At 34.0% G+C, this 25,920-nt stretch carries 32 protein-coding genes and 2 tRNA genes; 14 read left to right on the forward strand and 20 right to left on the reverse strand.

All coding sequences use genetic code 11. From position 1 onward, the window contains the following. Position 1 precedes the first annotated feature (1 nt). Genes rpmA through trpB form a run of 4 tightly spaced genes read left to right on the forward strand, consistent with a single transcriptional unit; the run spans position 2 to position 4,124 of the window. Positions 2-265, forward strand: a complete 264-nt coding sequence (gene rpmA / locus HY04AAS1_RS00575; RefSeq protein WP_012513159.1) for a 50S ribosomal protein L27 — start codon at positions 2-4, stop codon at positions 263-265. Then, positions 258-875: a TetR/AcrR family transcriptional regulator gene (locus tag HY04AAS1_RS00580; RefSeq protein WP_012513160.1), complete on the forward strand. Its 618-nt coding sequence runs from the start codon at positions 258-260 to the stop codon at positions 873-875. Before rpmA ends, HY04AAS1_RS00580 begins: the two co-directional genes overlap by 8 nt. Continuing rightward, the gene (locus tag HY04AAS1_RS00585) at positions 862-2,910 is read left to right on the forward strand and encodes a DUF3536 domain-containing protein (protein ID WP_012513161.1); all 2,049 of its coding nucleotides are present in this window, start codon (positions 862-864) and stop codon (positions 2,908-2,910) included. Before HY04AAS1_RS00580 ends, HY04AAS1_RS00585 begins: the two co-directional genes overlap by 14 nt. Before the next feature lie 14 nt (positions 2,911-2,924). Beyond that, positions 2,925-4,124: a tryptophan synthase subunit beta gene (gene trpB, locus HY04AAS1_RS00590; RefSeq protein WP_012513162.1), complete on the forward strand. Its 1,200-nt coding sequence runs from the start codon at positions 2,925-2,927 to the stop codon at positions 4,122-4,124. 2 nt (positions 4,125-4,126) lie between these two features. Here trpB and HY04AAS1_RS00595 read toward each other — a convergent pair whose 3' ends face one another. Then, positions 4,127-4,441, reverse strand: a complete 315-nt coding sequence (locus HY04AAS1_RS00595; protein WP_012513163.1) for a hypothetical protein — start codon at positions 4,439-4,441, stop codon at positions 4,127-4,129. Positions 4,442-4,622: 181 nt separating this feature from the next. On the opposite strand from HY04AAS1_RS00595, the gene HY04AAS1_RS00600 reads away from it, so the two are divergent. Next, entirely contained in the window at positions 4,623-4,901 is a 279-nt protein-coding gene (locus tag HY04AAS1_RS00600) for a ubiquitin-like small modifier protein 1 (RefSeq protein ID WP_012513164.1), read from the forward strand. On the opposite strand, the gene miaA is transcribed toward HY04AAS1_RS00600, so the two are convergent. Both miaA and tsaE read right to left on the reverse strand, forming a co-directional pair. Then, positions 4,870-5,766, reverse strand: a complete 897-nt coding sequence (gene miaA / locus HY04AAS1_RS00605) for a tRNA (adenosine(37)-N6)-dimethylallyltransferase MiaA (RefSeq protein WP_012513165.1) — start codon at positions 5,764-5,766, stop codon at positions 4,870-4,872. The two genes, HY04AAS1_RS00600 and miaA, sit on opposite strands and share 32 nt — an antisense overlap. After that, entirely contained in the window at positions 5,757-6,158 is a 402-nt protein-coding gene (tsaE, locus tag HY04AAS1_RS00610) for a tRNA (adenosine(37)-N6)-threonylcarbamoyltransferase complex ATPase subunit type 1 TsaE (RefSeq protein ID WP_012513166.1), read from the reverse strand. The genes miaA and tsaE overlap by 10 nt, the downstream gene beginning before the upstream one ends. Before the next feature lie 83 nt (positions 6,159-6,241). Between tsaE and HY04AAS1_RS00615 the strand changes: the two genes are divergently transcribed. Beyond that, positions 6,242-6,315: transfer RNA gene (locus HY04AAS1_RS00615), tRNA-Met, on the forward strand. Positions 6,316-6,330: 15 nt separating this feature from the next. Here HY04AAS1_RS00615 and HY04AAS1_RS08290 read toward each other — a convergent pair. From HY04AAS1_RS08290 to HY04AAS1_RS00640, 5 genes are read right to left on the reverse strand one after another with little or no spacing between them, the layout of a single operon-like run. Beyond that, the gene (locus HY04AAS1_RS08290) at positions 6,331-7,254 is read right to left on the reverse strand and encodes a CheR family methyltransferase (protein WP_012513167.1); all 924 of its coding nucleotides are present in this window, start codon (positions 7,252-7,254) and stop codon (positions 6,331-6,333) included. Next, positions 7,230-7,988: a tRNA (guanosine(37)-N1)-methyltransferase TrmD gene (gene trmD / locus HY04AAS1_RS00625; protein WP_012513168.1), complete on the reverse strand. Its 759-nt coding sequence runs from the start codon at positions 7,986-7,988 to the stop codon at positions 7,230-7,232. Before trmD ends, HY04AAS1_RS08290 begins: the two co-directional genes overlap by 25 nt. After that, entirely contained in the window at positions 7,981-8,199 is a 219-nt protein-coding gene (locus HY04AAS1_RS00630) for an AtpZ/AtpI family protein (RefSeq protein WP_012513169.1), read from the reverse strand. The genes trmD and HY04AAS1_RS00630 overlap by 8 nt, the downstream gene beginning before the upstream one ends. Next, positions 8,196-9,266 carry a prephenate dehydratase gene (gene pheA, locus HY04AAS1_RS00635; protein ID WP_012513170.1) on the reverse strand — a complete coding sequence of 357 codons (1,071 nt, stop codon included), beginning with the start codon at positions 9,264-9,266 and terminating at the stop codon, positions 8,196-8,198. The genes HY04AAS1_RS00630 and pheA overlap by 4 nt, the downstream gene beginning before the upstream one ends. Next, the gene (locus HY04AAS1_RS00640) at positions 9,263-9,523 is read right to left on the reverse strand and encodes a hypothetical protein (protein WP_012513171.1); all 261 of its coding nucleotides are present in this window, start codon (positions 9,521-9,523) and stop codon (positions 9,263-9,265) included. The genes pheA and HY04AAS1_RS00640 overlap by 4 nt, the downstream gene beginning before the upstream one ends. Before the next feature lie 65 nt (positions 9,524-9,588). Here HY04AAS1_RS00640 and secF point away from each other — a divergent pair, with 65 nt between their 5' ends. The 3 genes from secF (at position 9,589) to HY04AAS1_RS08460 (ending at position 12,274) form a co-directional block, all read left to right on the forward strand. After that, the gene (gene secF, locus HY04AAS1_RS00645) at positions 9,589-10,470 is read left to right on the forward strand and encodes a protein translocase subunit SecF (protein WP_012513172.1); all 882 of its coding nucleotides are present in this window, start codon (positions 9,589-9,591) and stop codon (positions 10,468-10,470) included. A gap of 307 nt (positions 10,471-10,777) precedes the next feature. After that, a complete protein-coding gene (locus HY04AAS1_RS00650) occupies positions 10,778-12,064 on the forward strand; it encodes an FAD-dependent oxidoreductase (protein WP_012513174.1) in 1,287 nt (428 codons plus the stop codon). Between the two features lie 51 nt (positions 12,065-12,115). Further along, positions 12,116-12,274, forward strand: a complete 159-nt coding sequence (locus HY04AAS1_RS08460; protein WP_012513175.1) for a hypothetical protein — start codon at positions 12,116-12,118, stop codon at positions 12,272-12,274. A gap of 31 nt (positions 12,275-12,305) precedes the next feature. Here HY04AAS1_RS08460 and HY04AAS1_RS00655 read toward each other — a convergent pair whose 3' ends face one another. The 12 genes from HY04AAS1_RS00655 to murB form a co-directional block, all read right to left on the reverse strand. Beyond that, on the reverse strand, positions 12,306-13,064 hold the full coding sequence (locus HY04AAS1_RS00655) for a sulfite exporter TauE/SafE family protein (RefSeq protein WP_012513176.1): 759 nt from the start codon (positions 13,062-13,064) through the stop codon (positions 12,306-12,308). 67 nt (positions 13,065-13,131) lie between these two features. Then, positions 13,132-13,734: a dTMP kinase gene (gene tmk / locus HY04AAS1_RS00660; RefSeq protein ID WP_012513177.1), complete on the reverse strand. Its 603-nt coding sequence runs from the start codon at positions 13,732-13,734 to the stop codon at positions 13,132-13,134. Beyond that, on the reverse strand, positions 13,734-15,191 hold the full coding sequence (gene dnaB, locus HY04AAS1_RS00665) for a replicative DNA helicase (protein WP_012513178.1): 1,458 nt from the start codon (positions 15,189-15,191) through the stop codon (positions 13,734-13,736). The genes tmk and dnaB overlap by 1 nt, the downstream gene beginning before the upstream one ends. A 36-nt stretch (positions 15,192-15,227) precedes the next feature. Further along, positions 15,228-15,830: a lysophospholipid acyltransferase family protein gene (locus HY04AAS1_RS00670; RefSeq protein WP_012513179.1), complete on the reverse strand. Its 603-nt coding sequence runs from the start codon at positions 15,828-15,830 to the stop codon at positions 15,228-15,230. Between the two features lie 48 nt (positions 15,831-15,878). Then, positions 15,879-17,288 (reverse strand): type I glutamate--ammonia ligase, encoded by a 1,410-nt coding sequence (glnA, locus tag HY04AAS1_RS00675; protein WP_012513180.1) that lies wholly within the window; start codon positions 17,286-17,288, stop codon positions 15,879-15,881. A 36-nt stretch (positions 17,289-17,324) separates the two neighbouring features. Further along, the gene (locus HY04AAS1_RS00680) at positions 17,325-17,663 is read right to left on the reverse strand and encodes a P-II family nitrogen regulator (protein ID WP_012513181.1); all 339 of its coding nucleotides are present in this window, start codon (positions 17,661-17,663) and stop codon (positions 17,325-17,327) included. 133 nt (positions 17,664-17,796) lie between these two features. Further along, positions 17,797-18,705, reverse strand: coding sequence for a bifunctional molybdenum cofactor biosynthesis protein MoaC/MoaB (moaCB, locus tag HY04AAS1_RS00685; protein ID WP_012513182.1), 909 nt, complete (start codon positions 18,703-18,705; stop codon positions 17,797-17,799). Then, the gene (locus HY04AAS1_RS00690; RefSeq protein ID WP_012513183.1) at positions 18,702-19,544 is read right to left on the reverse strand and encodes an MTAP family purine nucleoside phosphorylase; all 843 of its coding nucleotides are present in this window, start codon (positions 19,542-19,544) and stop codon (positions 18,702-18,704) included. Before HY04AAS1_RS00690 ends, moaCB begins: the two co-directional genes overlap by 4 nt. A 33-nt stretch (positions 19,545-19,577) precedes the next feature. Further along, a complete protein-coding gene (locus HY04AAS1_RS00695; protein ID WP_012513184.1) occupies positions 19,578-20,330 on the reverse strand; it encodes a polysaccharide deacetylase family protein in 753 nt (250 codons plus the stop codon). A 66-nt stretch (positions 20,331-20,396) separates the two neighbouring features. After that, positions 20,397-21,233, reverse strand: a complete 837-nt coding sequence (locus HY04AAS1_RS00700) for a hypothetical protein (protein WP_012513185.1) — start codon at positions 21,231-21,233, stop codon at positions 20,397-20,399. Continuing rightward, positions 21,226-22,092, reverse strand: a complete 867-nt coding sequence (locus HY04AAS1_RS00705) for a D-alanine--D-alanine ligase (RefSeq protein WP_012513186.1) — start codon at positions 22,090-22,092, stop codon at positions 21,226-21,228. Before HY04AAS1_RS00705 ends, HY04AAS1_RS00700 begins: the two co-directional genes overlap by 8 nt. Beyond that, positions 22,083-22,931, reverse strand: coding sequence for a UDP-N-acetylmuramate dehydrogenase (gene murB, locus HY04AAS1_RS00710; protein WP_012513187.1), 849 nt, complete (start codon positions 22,929-22,931; stop codon positions 22,083-22,085). Before murB ends, HY04AAS1_RS00705 begins: the two co-directional genes overlap by 10 nt. A gap of 71 nt (positions 22,932-23,002) precedes the next feature. On the opposite strand from murB, the gene HY04AAS1_RS00715 reads away from it, so the two are divergent. The 5 genes from HY04AAS1_RS00715 to rpsO all read left to right on the forward strand — a co-directional run bounded on the left by HY04AAS1_RS00715 (position 23,003) and on the right by rpsO (position 25,919). After that, complete coding sequence (locus HY04AAS1_RS00715; RefSeq protein ID WP_012513188.1) at positions 23,003-24,049, forward strand: GAF domain-containing protein; 1,047 nt, start codon at positions 23,003-23,005, stop codon at positions 24,047-24,049. Next, on the forward strand, positions 24,046-24,636 hold the full coding sequence (locus tag HY04AAS1_RS00720) for a GGDEF domain-containing protein (RefSeq protein WP_012513189.1): 591 nt from the start codon (positions 24,046-24,048) through the stop codon (positions 24,634-24,636). Before HY04AAS1_RS00715 ends, HY04AAS1_RS00720 begins: the two co-directional genes overlap by 4 nt. A 22-nt stretch (positions 24,637-24,658) precedes the next feature. Next, the gene (locus HY04AAS1_RS00725; protein ID WP_012513190.1) at positions 24,659-25,501 is read left to right on the forward strand and encodes an EAL domain-containing protein; all 843 of its coding nucleotides are present in this window, start codon (positions 24,659-24,661) and stop codon (positions 25,499-25,501) included. Positions 25,502-25,540: 39 nt separating this feature from the next. Beyond that, a tRNA-Arg gene (locus tag HY04AAS1_RS00730) sits at positions 25,541-25,614 on the forward strand. Between the two features lie 29 nt (positions 25,615-25,643). Further along, on the forward strand, positions 25,644-25,919 hold the full coding sequence (rpsO, locus tag HY04AAS1_RS00735) for a 30S ribosomal protein S15 (RefSeq protein WP_012513191.1): 276 nt from the start codon (positions 25,644-25,646) through the stop codon (positions 25,917-25,919). Position 25,920: the final 1 nt, after the last annotated feature.

The raw sequence follows: 25,920 nt of genomic DNA on the forward strand, positions 1-25,920 counted from the left end.
TATGGCATCAAAGGCAAGTGGTGGTTCGACAAGAAACGGTAGAGATAGTAATTCAAAGCGTCTTGGCGTTAAGGCTTTTGGCGGACAGTTTGTAAAAGCTGGTTCTATTATAATCCGTCAAAGAGGGACCAAGGTACATCCCGGCAAAAATGTGGGGCTTGGATCTGACTATACTATCTTTGCTCTTAAAGATGGTATAGTGAAGTTTGAAGAGAAAGGTAAAAAGAATTTTGTCAGTATAGAGCCGGTAGAAGCAAGTGCATAAGACAGTAGAAGAAAAGACACCTCAAAGAGAAAGCACAAAAGACAAAATAATAGAGATAGCGGCTGAGATAATTGCTCAGGAAGGTTTAAGAGGCTTTACGGCAAAAAACATAGCCGCTAGGCTCAATATAACCGACGCCGCTATATTTAAGCATTTTAAAGATATGAACGACATAGTCCAAACAGTAGTCAAAAAGTATACAGGAGAGTGTCTAACAGCTATAAGAAGTATAGTATTTGATAGGGATTTATCGATCCAGCAAAAGATAGATAAAATAATGGATACTCATATAGACATGCTTGAGAAAAGTAAAGGCGCTATTCCGGTTCTGTGCTTTGAAGTATCAAGGTCAAACATATACGATAATAGAGCTGTTGTAAGTTTTTTAGAAAACTATTTTGATCTTATAAGCATCCTTTTTCATAGAGGTATTGAAGAAGGTATTATAAAAAAAGATTTAGACATAGAAGAAGCTGCCTTTACATTTTTAGGGCTTTTACAATCAAGAGTGTTTATATGGTTTTTGAGGGGGAAAGAAGGTAGCATTGTAAAAGATAAAAAAACATTGAAGATGCTATTTGAGGAGGGGTTGTTTGGTGCAGGCTCATAAGTACTTTGTAGTTCACGGACATTTTTATCAACCTATCAGGATAAGCCCGTCTTTAGGTGAAATTGGTTTAGAAGCATCCGCTTATCCTTATGAAAACTGGAACAAAAGAATACTTAGAGAATGTTATCTTCCAAACGCTTACGCTCACATAAAAGAAGATGAGTTGGTGATAGCTATAGTAAATAACTACGAAAATATCAGCTTCAACGTGGGTTATACGCTACTTAATTGGTTTGAAAAGCATGAGCCTTATATTCTTGATATTCTTAAGAAAAGCTCAAAGAACGCCTTAGCTTTGGCTTTTAACCATACGATACTACCTTTAGATCCACGGTTTGATAAAGAGATACAGGTTTATTGGGGCATAAAAACCCATGAGTATTATTTTGGTGTTAAACCAAAAGGCATGTGGCTACCAGAGTGTGCTGTAGATTATGAGACGTTGGAAGTCTTTAAGGCTTTTGGTATAGAGTATGTCATATTGGCTCCTCATCAGGTTTCCAACAAAACTTCTAAAAACTACGGTCATATAAAGCTAAAAAACGGTCAAATCAAGGTTTTTATATACGATGGTATAATCTCGGCAAAGGTTTCTTTTGAAGATCTTCTTACAGATGTAAAAAGACTGGTGGATGCTTTCAAACAATCTGGAGATATTATTCCAATCGTTGCCACCGATGGAGAGACCTTTGGTCATCATAAAAAGTTTGGGGAGATGGGACTTGCTTATCTTTCAAAGCTTATACCTTTAAAAGCTCTAAATGATCTTGTAGAAGAGTTAAAAGATTTTGATTATGAATTTAAATTGGTAGAAAATACCTCTTGGAGTTGTCCGCATGGAATAGAGCGCTGGCGAACCCATTGTGGTTGCAACTCTGGTGCTCATCCAGATTGGAATCAGTACTGGCGTGGTCCTTTGAGAGAGGCTTTAGAGTTTCTAAGACAAAAAGTCAGAGAAAATTTAGAAAATATAGCTAAAAAGTTTAAAATAGATTTAAAACAACTTTTATTTGAATACATAGATGTTATTCTTGGTGTAAAGGATACAGAAGAGTTTTTGAAAGAAAAAGGCATTGACGATGAAGAGTATAAGCTTGCTTTTGCCAAACTTCTAAACGCTTATAAATGTGTACAGTTCTCATTCTCTTCAGATGCTTGGTTTTTTGACGACGTATCTGGAGTTGAGGTAAAACACGCTCTTGATATGGCAAAGTATGCAATATACTTGTTAAAAGACTATGAAGACATTGAGATACCTTTTATAAACATTCTGCAAAATGCCAAAGGCAATACCAAGGAAAGACCTACCGCAAAAGATGTGTATATAAAAGATGCCAAGGTTTACACCCTTGAAGATGTAGCGTCTTATTTGGCTATTATGAATCACTACGGTTATATAAAGGACGAAGGGTATTTTGTTAAATTTTATTACAGAATTTCAATCTCTGGAAATTATATATATGTATTTTTAAAAGATAAAGAAACCCTTGAGCAAAATTCTTTTGAGTTTAATATAAAAGATTTAGATGTGTCTAATATGTTTGGGGCTTTTAAGAAGGATATAACGGAGTTTTTGATATACAATACAATTAAAGAGAATATAAAGCATTACGAAGAGCTTATAAAACAAATTATCTCAAATATATCACACATAGAAGTCCTTTCTCCATTTTTAAAACAGCAAAAAGCTTTTATAGAGCAAATAGCAAAGAATGTTTTACTTTATATGTTAAAACAAAACTACGATATAGAAGATATTGTTTCTTTTTATATTGAGCTTGTAAATTTCGGTGTGAATTTAAAATCTGTTTACATTACAAAAGAAGCTAGTAAATATCTATATAGAAAGGCAAAAGAGTTGCCAAACAACGAAGACGAATTTTTAAAGATACTTGGTTTTGTAAAACTTTATAACAAAGATGAAAAAGATTACAGTCTTATGATAGGTATATGGGATACTCAAAATGAAGTATGGGCTAAGAAAGACCTTATAAAAAATAAATCTATTTTGGATGCACTTCACATAGCCTATTGATGTAAAATATTTGTATGTACAGTCAACCGGACGAAAAAGGTTATTTTAAAGAAGGAGATATAGCTTTTGGTGGAAGGTTTTTGCCTGAAACATTGATGTATGCTCTTGAAGAGCTTGAATATTTTTATAAAAAACTCAAAGACGACGAATTTTTTAAAAATCAACTAAATTATTATCTGAAAGATTACGCTGGAAGGCCAACCCCTCTTTATTTTGCCCAAAAGCTTTCTGAGCTTGCCGGTGCTAAGATATATCTCAAAAGAGAAGATTTGCTTCATACAGGGGCGCACAAGATAAACAACGCCATAGGACAATGCCTTTTGGCCAAAAAAATGGATAAACACCGTATCATAGCTGAGACAGGTGCAGGACAACATGGTGTGGCTACGGCTACCGCTTGTGCGTTGCTTGGTCTTGAATGCGTGGTTTATATGGGTGAAGAAGACGTTAGGCGTCAGAGGTTAAATGTTTTTAGAATGGAGCTTTTAGGTGCAAAGGTGGAAGTGGTAACCTCTGGTACAAAAACATTAAAAGATGCCATCAATGAAGCGTTGAGAGATTGGGTTACAAACGTTGAAACTACTCATTATGTAGTTGGTTCTGTGGTGGGCCCCCATCCTTTTCCTATGATAGTGAGAGATTTTCAAAAAGTAATAGGAGAAGAGACAAGGTCTCAAATAATAGAAAAAGAGGGAAGACTTCCTAATTTTGTTATAGCTTGTGTAGGTGGTGGTTCGAACTCCATAGGTATTTTTTACCCTTTTATAGATGATAAAGAGGTTAAGCTTATAGGTGTTGAAGCAGGTGGGCTTGGTCTTGCCAGTAAAAAACATGCGGCACCTTTATCGGATGGTGAAGTGGGAATACTTCATGGCATGAAATCTTACTTTATGCAGGATGAAGAAGGTCAAATATTGGGTACTCATTCTGTATCTGCTGGTCTTGATTATCCTGGTGTGGGTCCGGAGCATGCTTTCTTAAAAGCTACAAAAAGAGCTACATACATATATGCTACTGACGAAGAGGCGCTGGAGGGTTTTAAGCTTTTAGCAAAAACAGAAGGTATAATACCTGCTTTGGAATCTTCTCATGCTGTTATAAAGGCTATAGATATTGCCAAAGAAAACCCCGGTTCTTTAATGATAATAAACCTCTCCGGTAGAGGCGATAAGGATGTAAATCAGATATTTGATATGTTTAAAGGTGGTATTTAGCTTTATATCTTTTTCGCCAGAGTTTCTAAGAATTCCTCATAAGTTTTTGATATCTGATCTGCTTTTTCACATAGGTTTTTATCCATGAGTATATCCTTTTTCATCAAAAATGGTCTTATCGTATTTTCATAGTTGTTCTTATGTTCTAAGTAATCGTATTTTATATCCTCTTTATCCATGTTTTCTATATCTATCATGTAAGATTTGTAAAGGACTTTTACAGATATAAGCAAATGCTCTAATTCCTTTGATAAATCGCCCTTATCTTTACCAGCCAAAAATATCCTGTTAAATTTTGAATAATTTAAGTTTTCCATGCTTTTAATATATTGTATAACCTTTAAAAAGGGATGATCAAAATAAGTATGCAATATTTTGCAACATGAATATGTGTAGAGATTTGCTTTAGAAAGTTTTGTGCTATAATTATAACTCTAACCAGCGCTTGCCGTATAGCGCTATATAAGTGGCGGTGCCTTTTGGCTTTAAGGAGATGATATGGCTATAACCGTTAGAATACCAACACCTTTGAGAAGGTTGGCCAATGGCCAAGGAGAAGTAAGTGTAGAGGCTAAAAACATAAGAGAGCTTATAGATGCCTTAGAAGCCTCTTATCCTGGTTTTAAAGAAAGGCTTGTGGATGAAAATGGAGAACTAAGAAGGTTTGTAAACCTTTATTTAAACGATGAGGATATAAGATTCTTAAAAGGTATAGATACAGAGCTAAAAGATGGAGATACGCTTTCTATAGTACCAGCGATTGCAGGTGGTGTTTGATATCTTCAATAGTTCTTATTGGTGTGAAGGTGGTTTTTTGAAACCATCTTCTTTGCCTTGAAGCATACTCTTTTGTGTTTTTTATTATATTTTCTATAGCCTCTTTGAGGCTTGATTTACCTTCTATATAAGGTATCATTTCCTTATAGCCTATAGCCTGAGAAGATGTCATAGCTTCTTTATACCCTAAACAAAGCAAATTTATACATTCTACTTCAAGCCCTTGCTCTATCATATAGTATGTTCTTTTTTCTATGTTTTTGTTTAACTCCTCTTGAGTAAGGTTTGTATAAAAGCCCAAAACTTTCATCGTAGGTTCATGCCATTTGTGAAATGAAGAAAATGGTTTTCCTGTATTTATAAATATTTCTAACGCTCTTATTATACGTTTTTTATCGTTTTTTCCTATTTTTTCTGCGTATACTTTGTCTATGACTTTAAGCTTTTCATATAAAAAATGAAGTCCTTTTTTGTTTGCTATGCTTTCTAATTTCTTTCTAAGTCTAAAATCTGGTTCTGAAGTTTCAGGTAAGCCATATAAGAGTGCTTGGATATAGAGATATGTGCCACCTACTATTATGGGAATTTTACCTTTTTCTTTTATTTGTTTGATAATGCTTTTTGCTTTTTCCACATATATATAAGTATCAAAATATTCATTTGGTAATACTACATCTATCATATGATATTTTATCTCTTTTCTTTTTTCTAAACTTGGCTTTGCGGTGCCTATGTTCATAAACTTGTATACACACATTGAATCGGCACTTATTATCTCGGTATTTAAAAGCTTTGCCAACTCGTGAGCAATTTCTGTTTTACCGGATGCCGTGGGCCCACCTATTATTATAGCATCTATAGACATAATTTAAACAGCCTTCTATTTTTACCTATATCTTTTATACTAAGTTTTTTTGTGCATTCTATTTCTTTTGGCCACTCTACAAAGGTTATAGATTCGCTTTGTTTTTCTTTTATATAATCTATAAAACTCTTTACATTTTCTATTCTACAGAAGTCTACGTGCAGTACATCAAAATCTTTCAACTTGTATTCGTTTATTATAGAAAACGTTGGACTTGATACGTCGTGAAAATTGTAGCTTTTTAGGAAAGCTTTTACAAACGTAGTTTTTCCCGATCCAAGATCACCTTCTAAGCATACTATATCTGATACTTTTATATAATCTTTTATGAGATTTACAAATTCGTCTAAATTATCTGGCGCGATAATGTCTATTATGTATTTGTTTTGCATAAGTGTTGATTATATCAGATGCACACGGCTTTAAACATGAGTACTATCATTGAATTTAAGTTTTTAATATGATAAAATTTTAATGCGAGGTGGAGCAGCTTGGTAGCTCGTCGGGCTCATAACCCGAAGGTCGAAGGTTCAAATCCTTCCCTCGCAATTTAACTTTTACTTCTTAAACCTCTTTAATCTTTTTGTAAAAGAAAATGTTGTTTATTTTCATAGTTTCGAAAAACTGAGTATGTATACGGCTCAGTACCTCTGTCATAGATACTATAAAAAAACCACCCATTTTGATAGAGTAGGCTATATTTTTTATAGCATTTAGCTTTGAATCGTCGTTAAAATATATTAGGGCATTTCTGCAAAATGCCACGTCAAATACTTCTCTATAGGGTGCAAAATCTTCTTTTCTTATGAGGTTTAACTGTTTAAATTGTGTATTTTTCATTATAGAATCTTTTATCTTAATACTATCCTCTTTTATATCTAAAAATCTATGATATTCGTGTGGTATATCTAGCAGTTCTCTTTTCGGATATATACCGCTTCTTGCTTTCTCTAAATAGGACTCGTTTATATCAAAGCCTATTATTTGATATTTTATGGAGCTAGCTTCAAACATCATCGCCAAGGTATAAACCTCTTCTCCTGTGGAGCATGCAAAAGATGCTACTTTTATTGGTTGACCTTTAGGAATAGCTGGAAGGACAATTTTCAAAATTATTTCTTTCATAAACGTATCAAGCTGTATTTTTTCTCTAAAGAATTTTGTTTCTGGGACAGTGATGATATTCAATATCTCTTTTGTTAGTTTTTTCTCTTTGAATAATTCATCTAGTTTTATTTTGAGTGCTTCTGTGGAATTCACTTGAATAGTGGCAGACTTGTTGGTCGTGGCAGACTTGTTTGTCGTGGCAGACTTGTTGGTCGTGGCAGACTTGTGAACCGTGGTAGACTTGTCTTCTAAAAACATGTTTAATTTTTTTGCTAAAAGCATCAAACGTTCATCTGGATAGTAGTTGCCAGTTAATTCATAAATTATCTTTCTTAGCTCTTCAAGGACTTTGCCGTTTATAACAGTTTCTTGTTCCAACATAACACCTCTTCAAAACTTAGATTTGTTTTTATGGCTTCTAAAAATAGCTTTTCTATATCGGTTAAATTTTTTGGTATTAAATCTGGTCTTAACCTTATTGTAAGCTCTATTCGTTCCCATAGACTCCAAAGCTTTATTAGTTTATGATTTCCGGTTTTCAATACCCATGGTATCTTATGTCTTTTAAATTCCTCTGGTCTTGTATAAACTGGATAACCAAGCCACTTGTTTGAGAAAGAATCCTGCCCTAAGCTTTCTTTGTCTGACAAAACCCCTTCTAAAAGTCTTGCTATACCATCTATTATTGAAAGTGCCACCAATTCCCCGCTACTTAGTATAAAATCTCCTATGGATACGTCCAAATCCACTATATTGTCTACTCTTTTGTCCATTCCTTCATATCTACCGCATAATATTATAATATTTTTTTTATTTTTTAAATTGTTTAATATATGCTGGTTTATTGTTTTGCCCCATGGTTCTGGTTTTATTACAAAGGGTTTTTCAGAAGTGATAGACAATACATGCTCGTAGGCGGCCACTATAGGCTCTGGTTTTAACACCATTCCTGGGAACCCACCGTAAGCGGTATCATCTACTTTTTCATAAAAATTTCTTGGATTTACAGCATGAACACTGACAAACCCTTGTTTTATGGCTTTTGATAAGATACCAAATTTAGTATAACACTCTATTATTTCTGGAAATATGCTAACTACAAAAAAATTAATCATCTTTTAACGTTTTTTTAAAATCTTGGTAAGCGTTTTTAAAACCAGCTATTATGCCAAAAGCTAAAAATATAAACAAAAACAAAGGTGATGTGCTTTTATGGAAAAAATCAAAAGCCAACTTATCAAGCATATATCCAACAAATAAGCCCGCTATTATACCGCCTAGGATGTTAAAAGCAACATTTAAAGCGCTAAACTCTTTTAGGTTCATTTTGGATAAGAGCCCAAAAATTTTATCATATGGCTGTTTTTGTCAAGTTCTTCTAATGCTTCTTTTACATTTTTATCTTCGATATGTCCTTCCATATCTACATAAAATATATCATCCCAAGCCTTTTTCTTGGAAGGCCTTGACTCTATTTTAGTAAGGTTTATATTGTGCCTATAAAATATTTCAAGGGCTTTATAAAGGGCTCCTGTTTGGTTTTTAACACCCATAATTATGCTGGTTTTGTCTTTTCCTGTGGGCTTTGTAAGTGTTTTGCCTATTATTAAAAATCTTGTGAAGTTATTTTTTTGGTCTTGGATGTTTTTTGCCAATATGTTTAATCCGTAAACGTAAGCGGCCACTTCAGATGCTATGGCTGCTGTTCCTGGTTCTTTTTGAGTTATTTCACAGGCGTTTGCGGTGCTTTTAGCTTCTAGTATCTCTGCAAAAGGAAGGTACTTCTCTAAAAATTTCCTGCTTTGTGCTAGTGCATGTTTATGGGAATATACTTTGCTTATTTTGGCAATATCTGTCTCTAACGATAATAAAAATAGATTTATAGGTATTATGATTTCTCCTACTATAAAAAGCTCTGCATCCATTAAAAGGTCAATGGTATGATTTACTACCCCCTCTATGGTATTTTCTATGGGTACTACTCCGTAATGGGCGTTTCCTGATTCTACAAGCTCAAAAACTGTAGATATAGAATCAGAGGCAATATAATCAGAAGATAATCCAAAATGGGATATGGCTGCCTGATGAGTAAACGTCGCTTTTGGTCCAAAGTAGGCTATCTTTACAACCCCTTCTAAAGATGATATGGCAGATATAATCTCTTTATATATTATTTCCAGTGCTTCTTTTGGAAACACACCGTATTTTTCATTTTCTTTTAGTACATTTGATATAACTTCTCTTTCCCTTTGTAAGTTCCTAACTTGTATATTTTGCTGTTTTTTTATTTCTCCTATCTTTTTTGCAATAGCGGCTCTTTTGTTTAGAAGCTCTACTATTTTTGCGTCTATTTTGTCTATCTCACTTCTTAAATCCTCTAACTCTTTTGTCATTCTATATCAATTTTCTTTGCTTTTTTCTTGGTCTCTTGCTTGGGCTCTGTTTTTTTCTCGAGCTTTTGAACTTGATAATCCACAACAGCCTTTAAAGCTTTCCAAAAGGCCATCTCCGATATTCTCATCTGCCTTATCACCTCTTCCCTTATCTCTTTTGGTGGTAAAAATGCGCTAAAAAGCATTTTAAGGGCTTGCTCCCTTGCTATTTGAGCCTCATCTTCAAAGCTTTCCACTTCAAGTTTTTCCTTTTCCATACTAAATATTATAAACTTTATACTTTTGGTTGGCAATATTAATTTATGATATACTAATACAAGTTATGCGGATTAAATATATACATTTTATAAAGTATAGATACTATTCTTATGTGATATCTATAATATTGATATTGCTTTCAGCTTTTAGCTTGTATACGAGAGGCTTAAACCTTGGCCTTGATTTTACCGGTGGGACAATGCTAGAAGTAAGGTTCCAAACACCTGTAAGCGTAAAGCAAGTAGATGATGCTCTTTATAAGGTAGATATCAAAGATGCAGTTGTTCAGCGTACAAACACTGGCGATATTATTGTGAAGATAAGGGTAGGTGAGAAGCCAAGCCTTGTAGAAAAAGCGTTAAATAGCATTGGTAGTTTTCAGCTTTTACAAAGAGAAGATATCGGTTCTGTGGTAAGTGGAGAACTAAGGAAAAAGGCTGTATGGGCTGTAATTACTGCTTTAGTAGGCATACTGATATATCTATCCTTTAGATATGAGTTTTTGTTTGCTCTTGGTGGAATATTGGCGCTTGCTCACGACGTTTTTATAGTTGTGGGTGCTTATTCTTGGACTTATAAAGAAGTGAGTTTGGACGTTTTGGCTTCAATTCTTGTGGTGGCTGGCTATTCTATAACAGATACCGTGGTAGTATTTGATAGAATAAGAGAAAATCTCAAATTAAGAAAAGGTATGGACCTGTCTGAGATTATAAACTTGTCTGTTAACCAAAATATAGTAAGGACCATAATGACATCTTCTACTGTGTTCTTATCTTCTTTAGGTCTATACCTTTTTGGTGGAAGCGTTTTATCCGATATTTCTTTTGCGTTTTTAATAGGCGTTGTGGTGGGTACCCTTTCTTCTATATTTGTGGCTTCAGCTCTTGTGCTTGATATAAAAATTTTACTTAGAAAGATCAAAAAACAAAAACCACAATCAATATAGTCATTGTCAAATTCTTCTAAGTTTATATTTTATTAAAATCTTAAAAGCAAAGGAGTGGTTGTTATGGGTAAAAAGTTGAACGCTCATGATAAGTTTATTTTCATTTTAACTCCCACTGTAATCATTATTGTATTTGTTATTTTCATAATAATATTTGACTATGTATCTAAGCACGGTTAAATAGTTTTTAACAATTTTATATTTTCTTTATATATAAGAAAGATTTATTTTCTTATAAGATATATTTATTTACTTATATGTATGTAGTTATATTATAATTAAGTATTATCTAACTTTAGGAGGTATTATGGCAAAAAGAGTGGTTATTATAGGCGGTGGTGTAGGTGGCGTATCTACCGCTTACAATTTAAGGAAATTAGACGCTAACATTGATATCAAAGTAGTTTCTGGAAGACCTTACTTTGGTTTTACACCGGCGTTTCCTCATTTGGCTATAGGATGGCGTAAATTTGGTGACATATCAACGCCTCTTCAACCTGTTTTGAAGAAAAAGAACATAGATTTTATAAATGAAGACGCTGAGAAGATAGACCCGGATGCCAACAAAGTAACTTTAAAAAGTGGTAAAGTGTTAGAATACGATTATCTTGTAATAGCCACCGGCCCAAAGCTTGTATTTACAGAGGGCCAAGAGGAAAATGGACATTCTGTATGTACAGTGGATCACGCTTTAGAGCTCAACAAAGCTTTGGAAAAGTTTTTTGAAAAACCAGGTCCAGTGGTGGTTGGTGCTAAACCAGGTACTAGCTGTTTTGGCCCAGGGTATGAATTTGCTTTTATGCTACATTATGAAGCAAAGAAAAGAGGCTTAAGGCATAAGTTCCCAATCCATTATATAACTTCTGAGCCGTTTTTGGGTCATCTCGGTTTAGGTGGTGTTGGAACCTCAAGAAGGGTTATGGAAGATCTGATGGCCGAAAGGGATATAAGACCTATTATAAATGTAAAAACAAAAAAAGTAAACCCTAACTCTGTAGTTTATGAGGATTTAAATGGCAAAGAATATGAGGTAGAATCTTCTTTTACTATGCTTATGCCAAGTTTTATGGGTACAGATGTAGTAGCAAGCGCTGGTGATAAAGTAGCAAATCCGGCCAACAAGATGGTTATAGTGGATAAGTGCTTCAACAATCCAAATTATAGAAACATATACGGTGTTGGTGTAGTAGCTGCTATACCTCCAGTAGAACAAACTCCAGTGCCTACCGGTACTCCAAAAACTGGTCAAATGATAGAGGGTATGGCTTTGGCCACCGCTTTAAACATAGTATCTGATATAAGAAACAGCTCAGAAAGGTATATGCCTACTTTGGCCGCTATATGTATAGCTGATATGGGTAACGATGCCGCTGGTTTTATAGCCTATCCAGTTATACCACCAAGAGCTTGGACCTTGCAAAAAAGGAGTAAATGGATGCACTGGGTAAAGAGCGGTTTTGAAAAATACTTCTTGTGGAAGGTAAAGACCGGTGATGTAGAGCCATGGTTTGAAAAGATGGGTCTTGAGGCTATGTTTAATCTTCACTTAGTAGAGCCATGTCCTGATTGCAGCGGTGTGCCAGGGAAACAATAACACTTGAAAAATTTTTTTTATATGTTATTATATTATTAAGGAGGTGAAGTTATGTATTTAGGATTTAAGCTTTCTATGTTTTTGGCAATTATATTTTATGGTTGGATTTTTGCTACCCTTTTGTATGGTCTAGTAAATGCTTCTCGCACAGATGAAGAAGGTGAGATTTTCCAGGGTTTTAACGACGAGCCAAACATTAAGAAACAATAATGTGAGAAGCGGGTTGTAAGCCCGCTTCATTTTATATTAAATATTTTATTCCTATTAAAAATAAAAATAAGAGTGTTAGTCTCATAAATGTTTCATTTGATATTTTCATATGTAGTTTGTTTCCTCCAAAAAGCCCTAAACCAGCAAAAGGTATAAGAGATAGGCTTATCTCAAATAGTTTTAAGTTTAAAAGGCCTACACTAAGATAGGTGAAAACCCTAAGGATGTTATCTAAAAGTGCTATCACTTGAAACGTTGCCCTAAAGCTTCTTTTTTCTATTCTTCTTAGCTGAAGGTAAGCTACCAAGGGAGGACCACCACCGCCGTATAAGCTTCCTATAATACCAGCAAGTATCCCCAGTGGAAATGCCCAGAATTTTCTTATAATTGGTAACTTCTCCGGTTTAAAACTAACGGCATATATCACATAGGATATGATAAATACCCCTAAAAATCTTGTTATGTTTTGAGCGTCTGTGTTTGCCAAAATAAATGTACCTATGATAAGCCCTATGATGCTACCTGGAAAAAGCCATGTTAATTCTTTAAACCTTATGTGTGTAAAATCGTAAGCTCCTAACAGTATAGACCCAGCCAAGTCTAAAATGAGCACCACTGGTACCACTTCCTTTATGGGAAACAAAAGACTTAGAAGCGATACTGAAATAAGCCCAGAGCCAAAACCTATTGTGGCTCTTATGTAAAAAGCCGAGGCTACCACAAAAGCACCGTACAAAAAATAGTCCCAAAAATGTGGGTTTAGTAAATTTATCATATCTATTGTATGCATAAGAAAATTTTACTATTTAAAAACTTTTTATTCTCTGATAGATGTAGTATTTTTGCTTTTAATAAAATCAAAATAATAAACTATGCCGTTTTAAAATATTGGTGATTTCGTTTGTGATGGCCTCCACATTTTTTGAGGCGTCTATTGTATAGAAATTGTATTCTTTTGCAAGTTTTAAATAACCATCCCTTACCTTTTTTAAAAATTCTAAATCTTCAAACATATCTTTTTCTCTTTTTAGCCTTTCAAGAGCTGTTCTTGGGTCTATGTCAAATAGAAATACAATATCTGGTATATATATATCGCATACGAAATCGTTTAGGGCTTTTAGAAAGTTTATATCGATACCAAAACCATACCCCTGATAAGCTATCGTTGAATATATATATCTATCCAAAAGTAGTATACCTTCAAAACCTTTGAAATGCTTTTCTATCATATGTGCTCTTGAAGCTTCTATTAGGAATGTTTGGGTTTTTGGGTCTAGTTTTTGTGATTTTAATATATCTCTAATTTTCTCTCCCATCTCTGTAGAGCCCGGTTCTCTTAATAATTTTACGTTTTCATATTTTAAAAGCTCATAAACTATATTTATTTGTGTGGATTTTCCGCTGCCGTCTATTCCTTCAAAAACTATGATGTAGGGTTTTTGTATAGTTGTATTTTCCATTAAAAATCTACGTCCAAATCTATATCTGTATCTACTATATCGCTATCTTCTGTTAAACCGTTGTCCTCTCCCTCATATTTTGAGTAAAGGGAGGCAGCTTTTTCTGATAGCTGGTAAAAAGATGCGAAATCGCTAATAAAAGCAAGTCTAACTATGCCAGTAGGTCCTTGCCTTTGCTTTGCTATTATGACTTCTACAATTCCCTTTTCCTCTGGCAATGGATTTTTTTTGTAATACTCTGGTCTATGCAAGAAGATGATGAGATCCGCATCTTGTTCTATTTGGCCAGACTCTCTTAAATCCGATAGCTGGGGTCTTTTGTCTGATCTATGCTCTGTTTGGCGTGAAAGCTGAGCTAAGGCTATTACAGGTATTTTTAGCTCTTTTGCCAAGGCTTTTAAATTTCTAGATACTTCAGCCACTTCTTCTTGTCTATTGCCTTTTGCTCTTATGGACCTTACAAGCTGAAGATAGTCTATTGCTATTATCTTGACGCCTTTTTCTCTAACTAGTTTTCTGGCTTTTATGCGAAGATCTGATATTGTAATGGCTGGGGAGTCGTCTATGTAGATTTTTAATTTTGACAGCTCTTCTTTTGTAGAGTTCAAGAGCTTTATCTCTTCGTCTGTTACCATCCCAGTTCTAAGTCTTTGCATGTCTATTTTACTTGATGAAGATAAAAGCCTCATAATAAGTTGTTCTTTACTCATCTCCAGCGAAAATATTCCAACATCTACGTCTTTTTTAGCCATGTTGTGCATCATTGAAAGCATAAAGGAAGATTTTCCCATTCCAGGTCTTGCTGCTATTATCACAAGGTCAGATTCGTGAAAACCTGTGGTAAGCTTGTCCAAATCAATAAAACCAGTAGGTACACCGGTAACAAGCTCTTTTTTATGGGCAAATTTTTCTATTATGCTTATAACATTTTCCAATATATCTTTTAGCTCAAAGTATCCAACGTTTACATTGTCAGAGGCTATGTTTATAAGTTCACTTTGTATAGTTTCTATAAGGATGTTTGAATCTTGGGTTTGTTTTGTTTCCCTTATTATCTTGATGCCTAAATTTATTATAGCTCTTTGAATAGCTTTTTCTTTTATAATTTTTATTACACTTTGTAAAATCTCTATATCGGTAACAGCTTCTAAAACGAGCGCTTCTAAAAAGTCTTCCGCTATATCTGTTATTTTCTTTTTTTCTATAAAATCTTTTAACAAAACTCTATCTATGGTGTTTAGATTTGCATTTTCAAAATAGTATTCTAATAAAAGCTTAAAAAGGGTGCTATGTATCGGCTCAAAGAAATCATCTTCTTTTAATACCTCTGCTACTACTGGTATGTTTTCTAAATCGTAAAGCATAGAACCAAGCACAGATCTTTCCGCAGCTTCGTCTCTTGGTAAATCGATATCAAGTATGCTGTTTTTGTTTAATAATGTGTCTGTGTTGTTCATCTTTATATTTTATTTTTAAAATTATGTTTAGGTATTTTATTTTAATTCAAGTCCTATCATCTTTTCTTCTAACAATTTTGTATATTCTTCTAAATCCGCATTTTCTTCTATATATATGTCATCTGTAGTGTTTAGCTTTATGCTTGAAAAAGGTAATGGTATTTGAAATCTGTCCCAGGAGTTAAGGCTTATATAGTTTGATATGTGTGCGTATATACCCACTATCGGTCTTCTTGTTTTTTGAGCAAGGTAAACGATACCTTGTTTTACTTTCTTGGGTGGTCCAGTGGGTCCATCTACTGTAATAGCTATATTATAACCTTGTTCTAAAATTTTTTTTATCTGAATAAGAGCTTTAGCTCCTCCCTTGTCTTTGTTGTCTTTGTTGCTGGAACCTCTTACTACTCCAAAACCAAGACCTTCCAGTAAAATAGCAGCTATATCACCATCTTTGTTTTGGCTTGCCATACTGTAAATGTTTTTGTCTATGCCGTACATAGCTACAGCTAAAGCCTGAGAATGCCATAATGCATATATAACAGCTCTGTCTTTTGAATCGTCTCTATCGCAGGCTATTTTTATGGTTTTTCTTAAAAGCCTTATACCATATGGCAAAAGCTTTATGAGGCTATCTTTCATTAAAATTTGAATTTGGAAAGGGGCTTAAAAGCCCCTATTTTTAGCATATTAGATATCAAAGTATAATTCAAATTCAAGCGGATGTGGAGTAAATTTCATTTTGTTTATTTCCTCTTTCTTTGATTCAATCCACATTTGGATAAACTCTTCTGTAAATACACCGCCTTTTAGTAAAAATTCGTAATCTTCTTCTAGAGTCTTTAGAGATTCTTCTAATGAGCCGGGAAGCTGTGGTATATTTTGAAGTTCTTCTGGTGGTAGAGAATATATGTCTTTATCAAAAGGTTCACCTGGGTTTAGCTTGTTTTCTATACCATCAATTGCTGCCATCAATATTGCTGCAAAAGCAAGGTATGGGTTTGTGGTAGGGTCTGGGAATCTTATTTCTATACGTTTTGCCTTTGGGCTTTGAGAATACATAGGTATCCTTATTGAAGCAGATCTGTTTCTAGCAGAGTAAGCAAGTCTTACAGGAGCTTCAAAGCCTGGTACCAACCTATGGTAAGAGTTTATCGTAGGGTTTGTGATAGCCGCCAAGGCTGGACCGTGTTTTAGTATACCACCTATTGCGTATTTACATATTTCTGATATGCCTGCGTAGTCAGAACCGGCAAATAGGTTTTGATCACCTTTCCATATTGAGAAGTGTGTGTGCATACCAGTGCCGTTGTCGTTTGGCAACACTTTTGGCATAAAAGTAGCAAATTTGCCATACTTAGCTGCTACTTGTCTTACTGTATATTTATATTTAAAAAGATTATCTGCTTGCTTTACTAAGGAGTTATACCTTATATCTATTTCGGCTTGACCGGCTGTTGCCACTTCGTGGTGGTGTAATTCTACTGTAATACCCATGTATTTGCTCATTATGGTTACCATTTCTGCTCTTAAGTCGTGAGTTTTATCTAGTGGAGGTGCTGGGAAGTATCCTCTCTTGTTTGGTATTTTATAACCGGATGAAGTAAACTCTCTATTCCACCATCCTTCTTCAGAATCTACCCTCCAGAAAGATGAGTTTCCGGTGTTGCCGAACTCTACAGAATCAAATATGAAAAATTCAGCTTCCGGTCCATAATAAGCTACATCGCCTATACCTGTTTGTTTGAGATATTGTTCTGCTTTTTGAGCTATGTATCTTGTGTCTCTTCCATATCTTTCCCTTGTAATGGGGTCGTAGATATCACATATCATCACAATTGTATTTTCCATAAAAGGATCTATAAAACTTGTTTCTGGATCTGGGAAAGCTAACATATCTGATTCATTTATAGATTGCCAGCCTCTTATAGAAGAGCCGTCAAAGCCTCTCCCATTTTCGAACGTATCCATAGATAATTCATAGGCTGGTATGGTAAGGTGCTGCCATTGGCCAAACGGATCTGAAAATCTCAGATCCACATACTCAATGCCTTCATTTTTGACTAGGTCCAAGACCTCTTGAGCTTTTGCTTGATTCATATTAAAACCTCCTTAATAGAAATTTTAGCTTCTCATTTAAATAGCAGATTCTCCCCTTTCTCCCGTTCTTATGCGTATTACATCTTCTACTGGTAATATAAATATCTTACCATCACCTACTCTCCCGGTTTGAGCTGATTTCATAATAGTGTTTACCACTTTTTCAACTTCCTCATCTTTTACTACTATTTCGATTTTTATTTTCGGTAAAAAATCTATTACATACTCTGTACCTCTATATACTTCTGTATGGCCTTTTTGCTGCCCAAAACCTCTTATCTCTATAACAGTCATGCCACCTATACCAATCTCTGTTAAAGCGTCTTTCACTTCATCCAATTTAAAAGGCTTTATAATAGCCTCTATCTTTTTCATAAGTACCTCCTATCAAATATAATGCCAATATAAATTTTTTGTAAAATAATGTTTCTTGAGAAATCACTGGTATTATTTGTTAACAAAATTGTTAACATGTTAACATACATCAACATTATATTTTTATACTTTTTCAATGTCCTTCACCTCTTGCCATTTTAAGAGCATGTTTGATTAGCCCACCTATCATGCTAAGGTTGTCTTTTACGCCACCACTACTTCCCGGTAGGTTTATCACTATACAGTTTTCATTTATGATACCACAAACACCCCTAGACATTATACTTTTTGGCACTTTTCTATAACCATAAACTCTCATTATCTCTTCAAAACCTACCATCTCTTTTATTATAACTTCTTTAGTGGCTTCCGGTGCTATATCTCTTTTTGAAAAACCAGTGGAACCACTCGTTATAATAATATTTACAGTGTTTTGTAGGCTTTTAAGACGATATATCAGCATATCTTTATCATCTGGTATGACCTCGTAATGAACTACTTCCGCCTTTAGTTTTTTTAACATTTCTATAGCTATTTTGCCGCTTTTATCTTCGTATTCTCCTTTGGAAGCTCTATCGCTTAGGACTATGACAGCCGCTTTTTCTCCAGATAAATCTTCAAAGTAATCGGATTTCCCACCTTTTTTAGATAAAAGCTTTATTTCTTTTATTACCATGTTTTTGTCTATACCTTTACACATGTCGTATATGTTCAAAAGCATTGTATTTACAGCGTTTAGTGCTTCCATTTCGTAGCCTGTTCTAGATATTCCTCTTACTGTAGCAAATACTTCTATGCCGTTTTCTTTTATGTTTACCTCACCTTCCACAAAATCGATGCTTATAGGATGACAAAATGGAAGTAATTGTTGGGTCGCTTTCGCACCGTATAAAGCGCACAATTTTGTAGCTTCTATAAGATTACCTTTTGGCAATTGATTTGATTTAATCTTTTCTATAGTTTCCTTACTAAGCTCTATGAAGCCATAGGCTTTTGCCTCTCTTAGGGTTTCTATCTTATCGCTTACATCTATTGTTTTCATATATCTGCACCTTCTAATATACTTTCACATTGACATACAAATTGTTTTTGGGCTTTTGGTATAAAAAGCGTTAAAAACTTTTTAATCTCTTCGTCTTTTTGTTTCATCATATCTATAACTTCTTTCGAGGTAAGCTTATGACCCTCTATGCCAGCGGCAGGGTTTGTTATTACGCTTATATGTAGTATATGCATGCCTGTTTCCCTTGCTAAAAATACCTCTGGGCAAGCTGTCATACCTACCATATCTGCTCCTAAATGCTTTAGCATTTCTACCTCTTTTTTAGTTTCAAATCTAGGTCCTTCTGTGCAAGCATATACGCCTTTTACATAGAAATGTAAGCTTAAATCTTTTGATATTCCGTTTGCTATTCCTATCATCTCTTCGCAAAAGATGTTTGACATATCTGTATGTACTACTTTTTTAGCTTTTAAAAGCCTATAAAAAGGTGTATCTTCTTGCTCTTTTATATCCTTGGAGAATATTCCTTCGAAAAACGTTGATGCTCTTGAGTTAGTAAAGTCTAAAACATCAGAGGTTATAACGATATCACCGCTTTTAAAAAGTGTGTTTATACCACCTGTAGCCCCTATACTTATTAGTTTTCTAACACCTATTTTATAAAGAGCATATATGTTTGCTCTATAGTTTACAAGATGAGGTGGTATGGAGTGGTCTATACCGTGCCTTGATAAGAAGGCAACACCATTTTTTAAAAATATTTTGGAAGATGGTTTACCGAAAGGAGTATCTATATCTAGCTCTTCAACATCGTCAAATATTTTATATAAACCACTTCCACCTATTATTCCAAGAAAAGCCTTATTTTCATGGTGCATAAAAATATAATATCACACCACGAAAAGTTTTGTTTAAGCTTCTAACTCTGATAATCTCTTTATTTCATAGCCTCGTTTCAAAGAATACTCTATAACATCTTTTAGTGTAAGATCGTCTGGATATTTGAAGTGCATTAAGACCTTCGTTTTTGTTGGCCTACCAAGTTTCATAGATAATTCTTCCATATGTTCCATATAAATTTTAAATTTATCTAAAGGTTGTATTGGGTTTTTATAAACACCAAAACGGGGTCTATGATAAAAAGACAAATCCAAATCCCACCAAGCTATATCCCAACCATGAGCTTTTATAAGAGATTCGATATATTTTTTGTTTATATAGTTGCCAACGTCTCCGTATGGATATCTAAAATGCTTTATGTTGTTGAAATTTTCGTTTCCAAGCTTGTCTATAAACGTTTTTGCATATAGGCTAAAGTCTTCGTCTATTTTAGATATAGTTTCCTTTGAGAAGAAGTTGTGAAAGTAAGTGTGACATCCTAATTCATGCCCGTTTTCTATAGCGTTTATCCATGGTTTTGGGTCCTCTTCTATAACTCTTCCTATGATAAAAAAGTTTGCTGGTACTTGATAATGATTTACTATATTTACCATTTTTTCTCTATCAAACCACCCGTCGTCTATAGTTAAAGCTATTTGCGGTTTTATATTGGTAGATTTTGTTTGTTCTTTTGCGGTAATCTTCAATGTGCTTCCAAAAGCACTACCAATGCCTAAGCCTATTCCACCTACAAGAATGTTTTTTAAAAATTCTCTTCTTTCCATATATTTCTCCTCTAAAATATTATATATAATAATTATGAAAGAAATATAAAACTTGTGTGAACACATCTATAGGTTATTAGGGTTGTTAGAATTTTCTGTAGCAGTTTCTGCGGGGTTTAAAGATGAATGATTGTTTGTCTTTTCTCTTATTGTTATAAACTTGTTGTAGCGCAGATCCACTATTTTGTTTGCAAGATAACTAGGTCCATAGTTTAATATTATATTCAACCTCTCTAAAAGTTGCTTTTTATCATATTCGTTTGAAAGAGGTAGTATAATCTCTCCATTTATATCTTTTATATCTACAAAAATACCGCTGTTGGTAATAAATATATTTTTGTCTTTAAATTGTTTTAAATAATTTGCTATAGGCTTTAGCCACAGCTTAACTTCTTTTTGGGTTTTTTCTATATCTGGGGTATATATGATGGTTAGGCCTTTGGTGTTGAAGTATTTTTTATCAAACAAATTACCTTTGTCATCCATGAGATAGCTTTTATTCTGATTTACCACAACGGCAATGGGTTTTCTTTCTTTTATATAAACATCTACTACTACATCGTTATTTAATATACCCTTCAAATCTTTTTTTATAGCCACTGAAGCTACAGCGTTGCCGGTGGCTTTTTCTAATTTATCTTTGATGCCAGATGCATTCATAAAAAGCCAGTTTCTTTTGTAAGCTCCTATGGCATCTGCCACTACCTTTGGCGGTATATTTTGATCTCCGTAAACATTTACGGCTTTTGCTTTGAAAAAGCTTATGCTGTCTATAAGAAAAGGTGCAAAGAAACTAAAAAGCCCAAAAAGTATAAGCCATATAAAAGGTAGAACTTGTTTTATAGCGTTCCATTTTGATAATTTTCCCCTTTGTTTTCCTCGGTGATAATATAAGTTAGCCATTTACAAGCATCTCCACCATCTTGTTAAAAGATATGCCTGCTTTTTTAAGGGCCATAGGCAAAAGACTAAGTTCTGTAAGACCAGGTATAGTATTTATTTCAAGGGTGTATACGTCTTTACCTTTTACTCTAAAATCTATCCTTGCCATATCTTTTAATTCAAATATATCCACTAGCTTTGAAGCTATCTCTTTTAGCTTTTTAGCGATACTCTCATCTTCCACAAATATATATTCTGACATACCTTTTGTATATTTGCTTTCAAAATCGTATATACCTTTTTTTGGTATTATCTCTATAGGTTCTAAAATAAACCCTTTGAAGTATCCCACCGTCATATCTTTACCCTCTATAAACTCCTCTACAATAAGCTTATCGTCTATTTTAAATATATTTTGAGCGGCTTCTTTAAGAGATTTGTCATCTTCTACTTTGAAAAGCCCAAAACTAGAACCAGCAGAAGCTGGTTTTGCAATACAAGGAAAAATGCTCCAATCTATAACATCTTTTGGTTTGTAAGCTTTCCATTTTGGGGTTTTGATATGGTTTTGTTCAAATATCTGTTTTGAAAAATCTTTATCCATACATATGGCACTTGTTTTCGTATTTGAACCTATGTAAGGTATACCTAATATATCAAGAAGTCCTTGAACTCTGCCGTCTTCTCCGTAAGTCCCATGGGCTATTATAAAAACTTTTTCTGGATTTGTCTGTTTTAGTTTAAAACATAAATCTTTGTCTATTTCTAAAACATCTACGTCGTAGCCAAGCCTTTTAAGGGACTCTTCTACCGCTTTAGCACCTTTTAGGGCAATCTCTTTCTCAAGTGAATCTCCACCAGTTATAACCGTTATGCGCATATCAGTTTTATTTCCTCTTCTAATATTATATTAAAAGCTTTGTAAACTTGCTCTTTTGCTATGTTTAATATGTCAATTACATTTTGAAAAGATGCGTTTTTATAATTTATTAAAAAGTTTGCATGCCTTTCTGAAAAACCTATGTCTTTTATTCTATATCCTTTTAAACCAACCGTTTCTAAAAGCTTACCGGCAAAGTGATCTTTTGGATTTTTAAATGTAGAACCAGAAGTGGGCATGTTAAGTGGCTGGGCTTCTATTCTTTTTTGATTTATATTTTGTGCTAAAGGTTTTATATCTTGATGACTTTTTTTAAATAAAAACTCTCCGTACAACACTGGCTTATTTTCAAACTCGGTTTTTCTATACGAATAAAATATCTCTTCTTTTGGTTTGTAAACTATTTCGTCGTCATCTATACACCATACACCTTTTATAAAATCAAAGGTTTCCACACCATAAGCTCCTGCATTCATAGCTATTGCCCCGCCAGTGCTTGCTGGAAAACCTATCAACTTGTAAAACTCTTCTATGTTGTTTTCAATAGATAGTTTTATTAAGTCTTTCAAAGGTACTCCTGCAGAGGCTTTTACCAAAATACCTTCTTTTGTTTCTGAGATTTTAATATCGTAAAAATGTTTTGTATTTATTAATATTCCGTTGAAATCCCCAAATATGGTGTTTGAACCTTTCCCAAGTATGTAGAGTTTATCGTTTTTGTGCTTTTTATATATATTTAGGAACTCCTTTTCGTTTTCTGGAAAAAACATATATGAACCTATACCGCCTACTTTTATCGTTGTAAAGTCTTTTAAGTCCGCATTTTTGTTTATTATCATCAATTTATTTTATCATAACGTATATAAATTTGCTATAATACATATAAAAATAACTTTACGTGGAAGGTGAAATGGAAAATAAAATTGTAAAGTTGTATAGGTTGATGAGGGCTATAAACCAGGAGATTGTTAGAAGCGTAAATGCTTCAACACCTTACGATGAAGCTTCATTTTTTGAGCATCTTTGCAATATAGTAGTAGAGCATTTTGTAAAGTTTGCCTTTATAGGTTTTTATATAAAAAGCATAAATAAAATAGTACCGGTTTATTACTCTAAAAAATCAGCCGCTGATAATATATATATAGATTATCTTAAATTTTTGGAAATTTCTCTTGATGAGTCAGATATAAGCTCAAAAGGACCTGCCGCCACATGTTTTAAAACAAATAGCGTTATCATAATAGAGGATATAGAAAAAGATCCAAGAATGATACCTTGGAAAGAAGAAGCTTTAAAAAGAGGATTTCGCTCAAGCGCTACTTTGCCTGTAAGAAAAAACGGTGATGTCGTAGGTGTGTTTGGGATGTATGCGGACGAGATAGAGTTTTTTCAAGAAGAAGAAAGGAGCTTGTTAGAGGAATTAGCTATTGATATAGAGATGACTCTTAACGCTATAAAAACACACTGGCTTTTTCAGGCTGTAGAATCGGGGCTTTCTTCTTATATGGAATTATTTATCATGACAGACAACGACGGTAACATATTGTATGTAGGCGATAAAACGTTGAAAGTTTTTGGATACAACAAGGGTGAGCTTTTAGGTAAAAAAGTTGATATTTTATTTAATTATTTATTTAATTATAAAGATTTATTAGAGGCTATATCCCAAGCTAAAGAGTATAGTAGTATAGTGCTTTTTAGAACAAAACAAAACAAAAATGTTTATGTAGATCTGGCTGTTGTACCGATAGCCAACGAGAATTTTATATTTATAGGCAAAGATGTATCAAAAGAGAAGAGCTTAGAAGAGCAAATGCATTTTCTTTTAAATCAAGACCCTGTTACCGGTTTATTCTCTTACTCATTTTTGATAGCAGAACTTGATATGCATGTAAGAAGAGCATTGGAAACGAGCGAATGGGGGGGGGTGAGCCGTCTGCCGTGGTTCCCGAGATGAATGCTATAAACACTGGTAAAGCTAATTACAATAGGCTTGGGGCTTTCATACTGGCGGATATCTATAGATTTACTTATATAAACGACGTATATGGTTTTGATATAGGCGATGAGCTTTTGAAAGCTGTGGGCAGGAGGCTAAGAGATATATTTAGGCCAACAGATATAATAGGTAGGGTTAGTTCTGATACGTTCGGTATAATTTTGACAGATTTAAAGGACAAGGAAGATGTAATAATACTTTTGGATAGATTAAGAAAAGCTTTTGAGCAACCTTTCAACATAAATGGCAATGTCATAAGTGTAGCTATGCAAATGGGTATAGCTATTTTCCCAGACAATGGAAAGTCTGCCAAAGAGGTGTATAAAAATGCTGACATATCTTTGGCTAAAGCTAAAAAAAATACAGAGTGGAGTTATGTGTTTTTCAGCGATGATTTAAACTCAAAGGCTTCCCAGTTTTTACTTTACAAAACACATCTTGAGAAAGCTTTTGAGAAAGAAGAGTTTGTGATATACTATCAGCCTTATTTTGATATCAACACTCTTTGTATTGCTGGATTTGACGCTTACAAGATGGAATTCTGAAGAACTCGGCTTTATTTCGCCCATGCATTTCATACCTATGCTTGAAGAGTCTGGTCTTATATCAAAATTAGAAACTTGGCTTATAAACCAAGTATGTAAGGACTTAGAATATCTATATAGCATAAAGCTTTCTGCAAGTGTACCAATGAACCGTGGTAGACTTGTGCCAATATCTATCAATATATCACCTATTTCTTTTAAAAATGAAGATGTATATGAAAAAGTTGTAAGCATTGTTTCAAGATATAAAAATGCAGATAGAGCGCAATCAGCGCATTTCAACTCTGAGGAACAGACACAGACACCCAAGAGCTCAGAGAACGGCTTAAAGCACACTAGAGCGGCAAAGACGCATTTCGGGGCTAATGAACAGGACAAGTCTGCCACGGTCTCAAAGGCACTCAATAGCTCTGAGAACGGCTTACAGCACACTTTATTGGGCTATATAAATATAGAAATTACCGAGAGTTTATTTTTAGAAAATTTTGATAAAGCATTATCTACGCTTGAAAAGCTTAAGAGTTCTGGTTTTAAGATATCTATTGATGATTTTGGAACTGGTTATAGTTCTTTTTCCTATCTTAAAGATTTACCAATAGATTATCTTAAAATAGACATATCTTTTGTAAGGCATATATTGGACGATAAAAAATCAAGATCCATCACGAAAACTATAATAGAACTAGCCCACAATCTTGAGATGAAGACCATAGCAGAAGGCGTAGAAACAAAAGAACAATTTGAGTTGCTAAAGTCTTTAGGATGTGATTTCATTCAAGGTTTTTGGTTAGCAAAACCAATGCCGATAAGTGAGTTAGTAGATTTTGTTGAAAGCTGGGAACATAAAAAATTAAATTATTATTGATAAAGTTTTAGGTTTTTGATATAATATATAAATTTAGAAGGGTCCGTAGCTCAGTTGGATAGAGCAAGGGATTTCTAATCCCTAGGCCGGGGGTTCGACTCCCTCCGGACCCGTTCTGATAAACATTAATTGGAGGTTAGATATGCCTATTTTAAAAGAGAGAAAATGGGAACTTATAAGAAGTTTTCAACATCACGACAAAGATACTGGCTCACCAGAAGTGCAGATAGCCATATTAACAGAGCGTATAAATAAACTTACAGAACACATGAAGCAAAATAAAAAGGATTTGCATTCAAGGCGTGGGCTTATAGCCATGGTAAACAAAAGAAAAGCGTTACTTGATTACCTCAAAAGAAAAAATTATCAGAAGTACCTTGAAGTATCCGAAAAGCTTAACTTGAGAGTGAAGAATTGAG

The organism is Hydrogenobaculum sp. Y04AAS1, from assembly GCF_000020785.1.
In the GTDB taxonomy this organism is placed as follows: Bacteria; Aquificota; Aquificia; order Aquificales; family Aquificaceae; genus Hydrogenobaculum.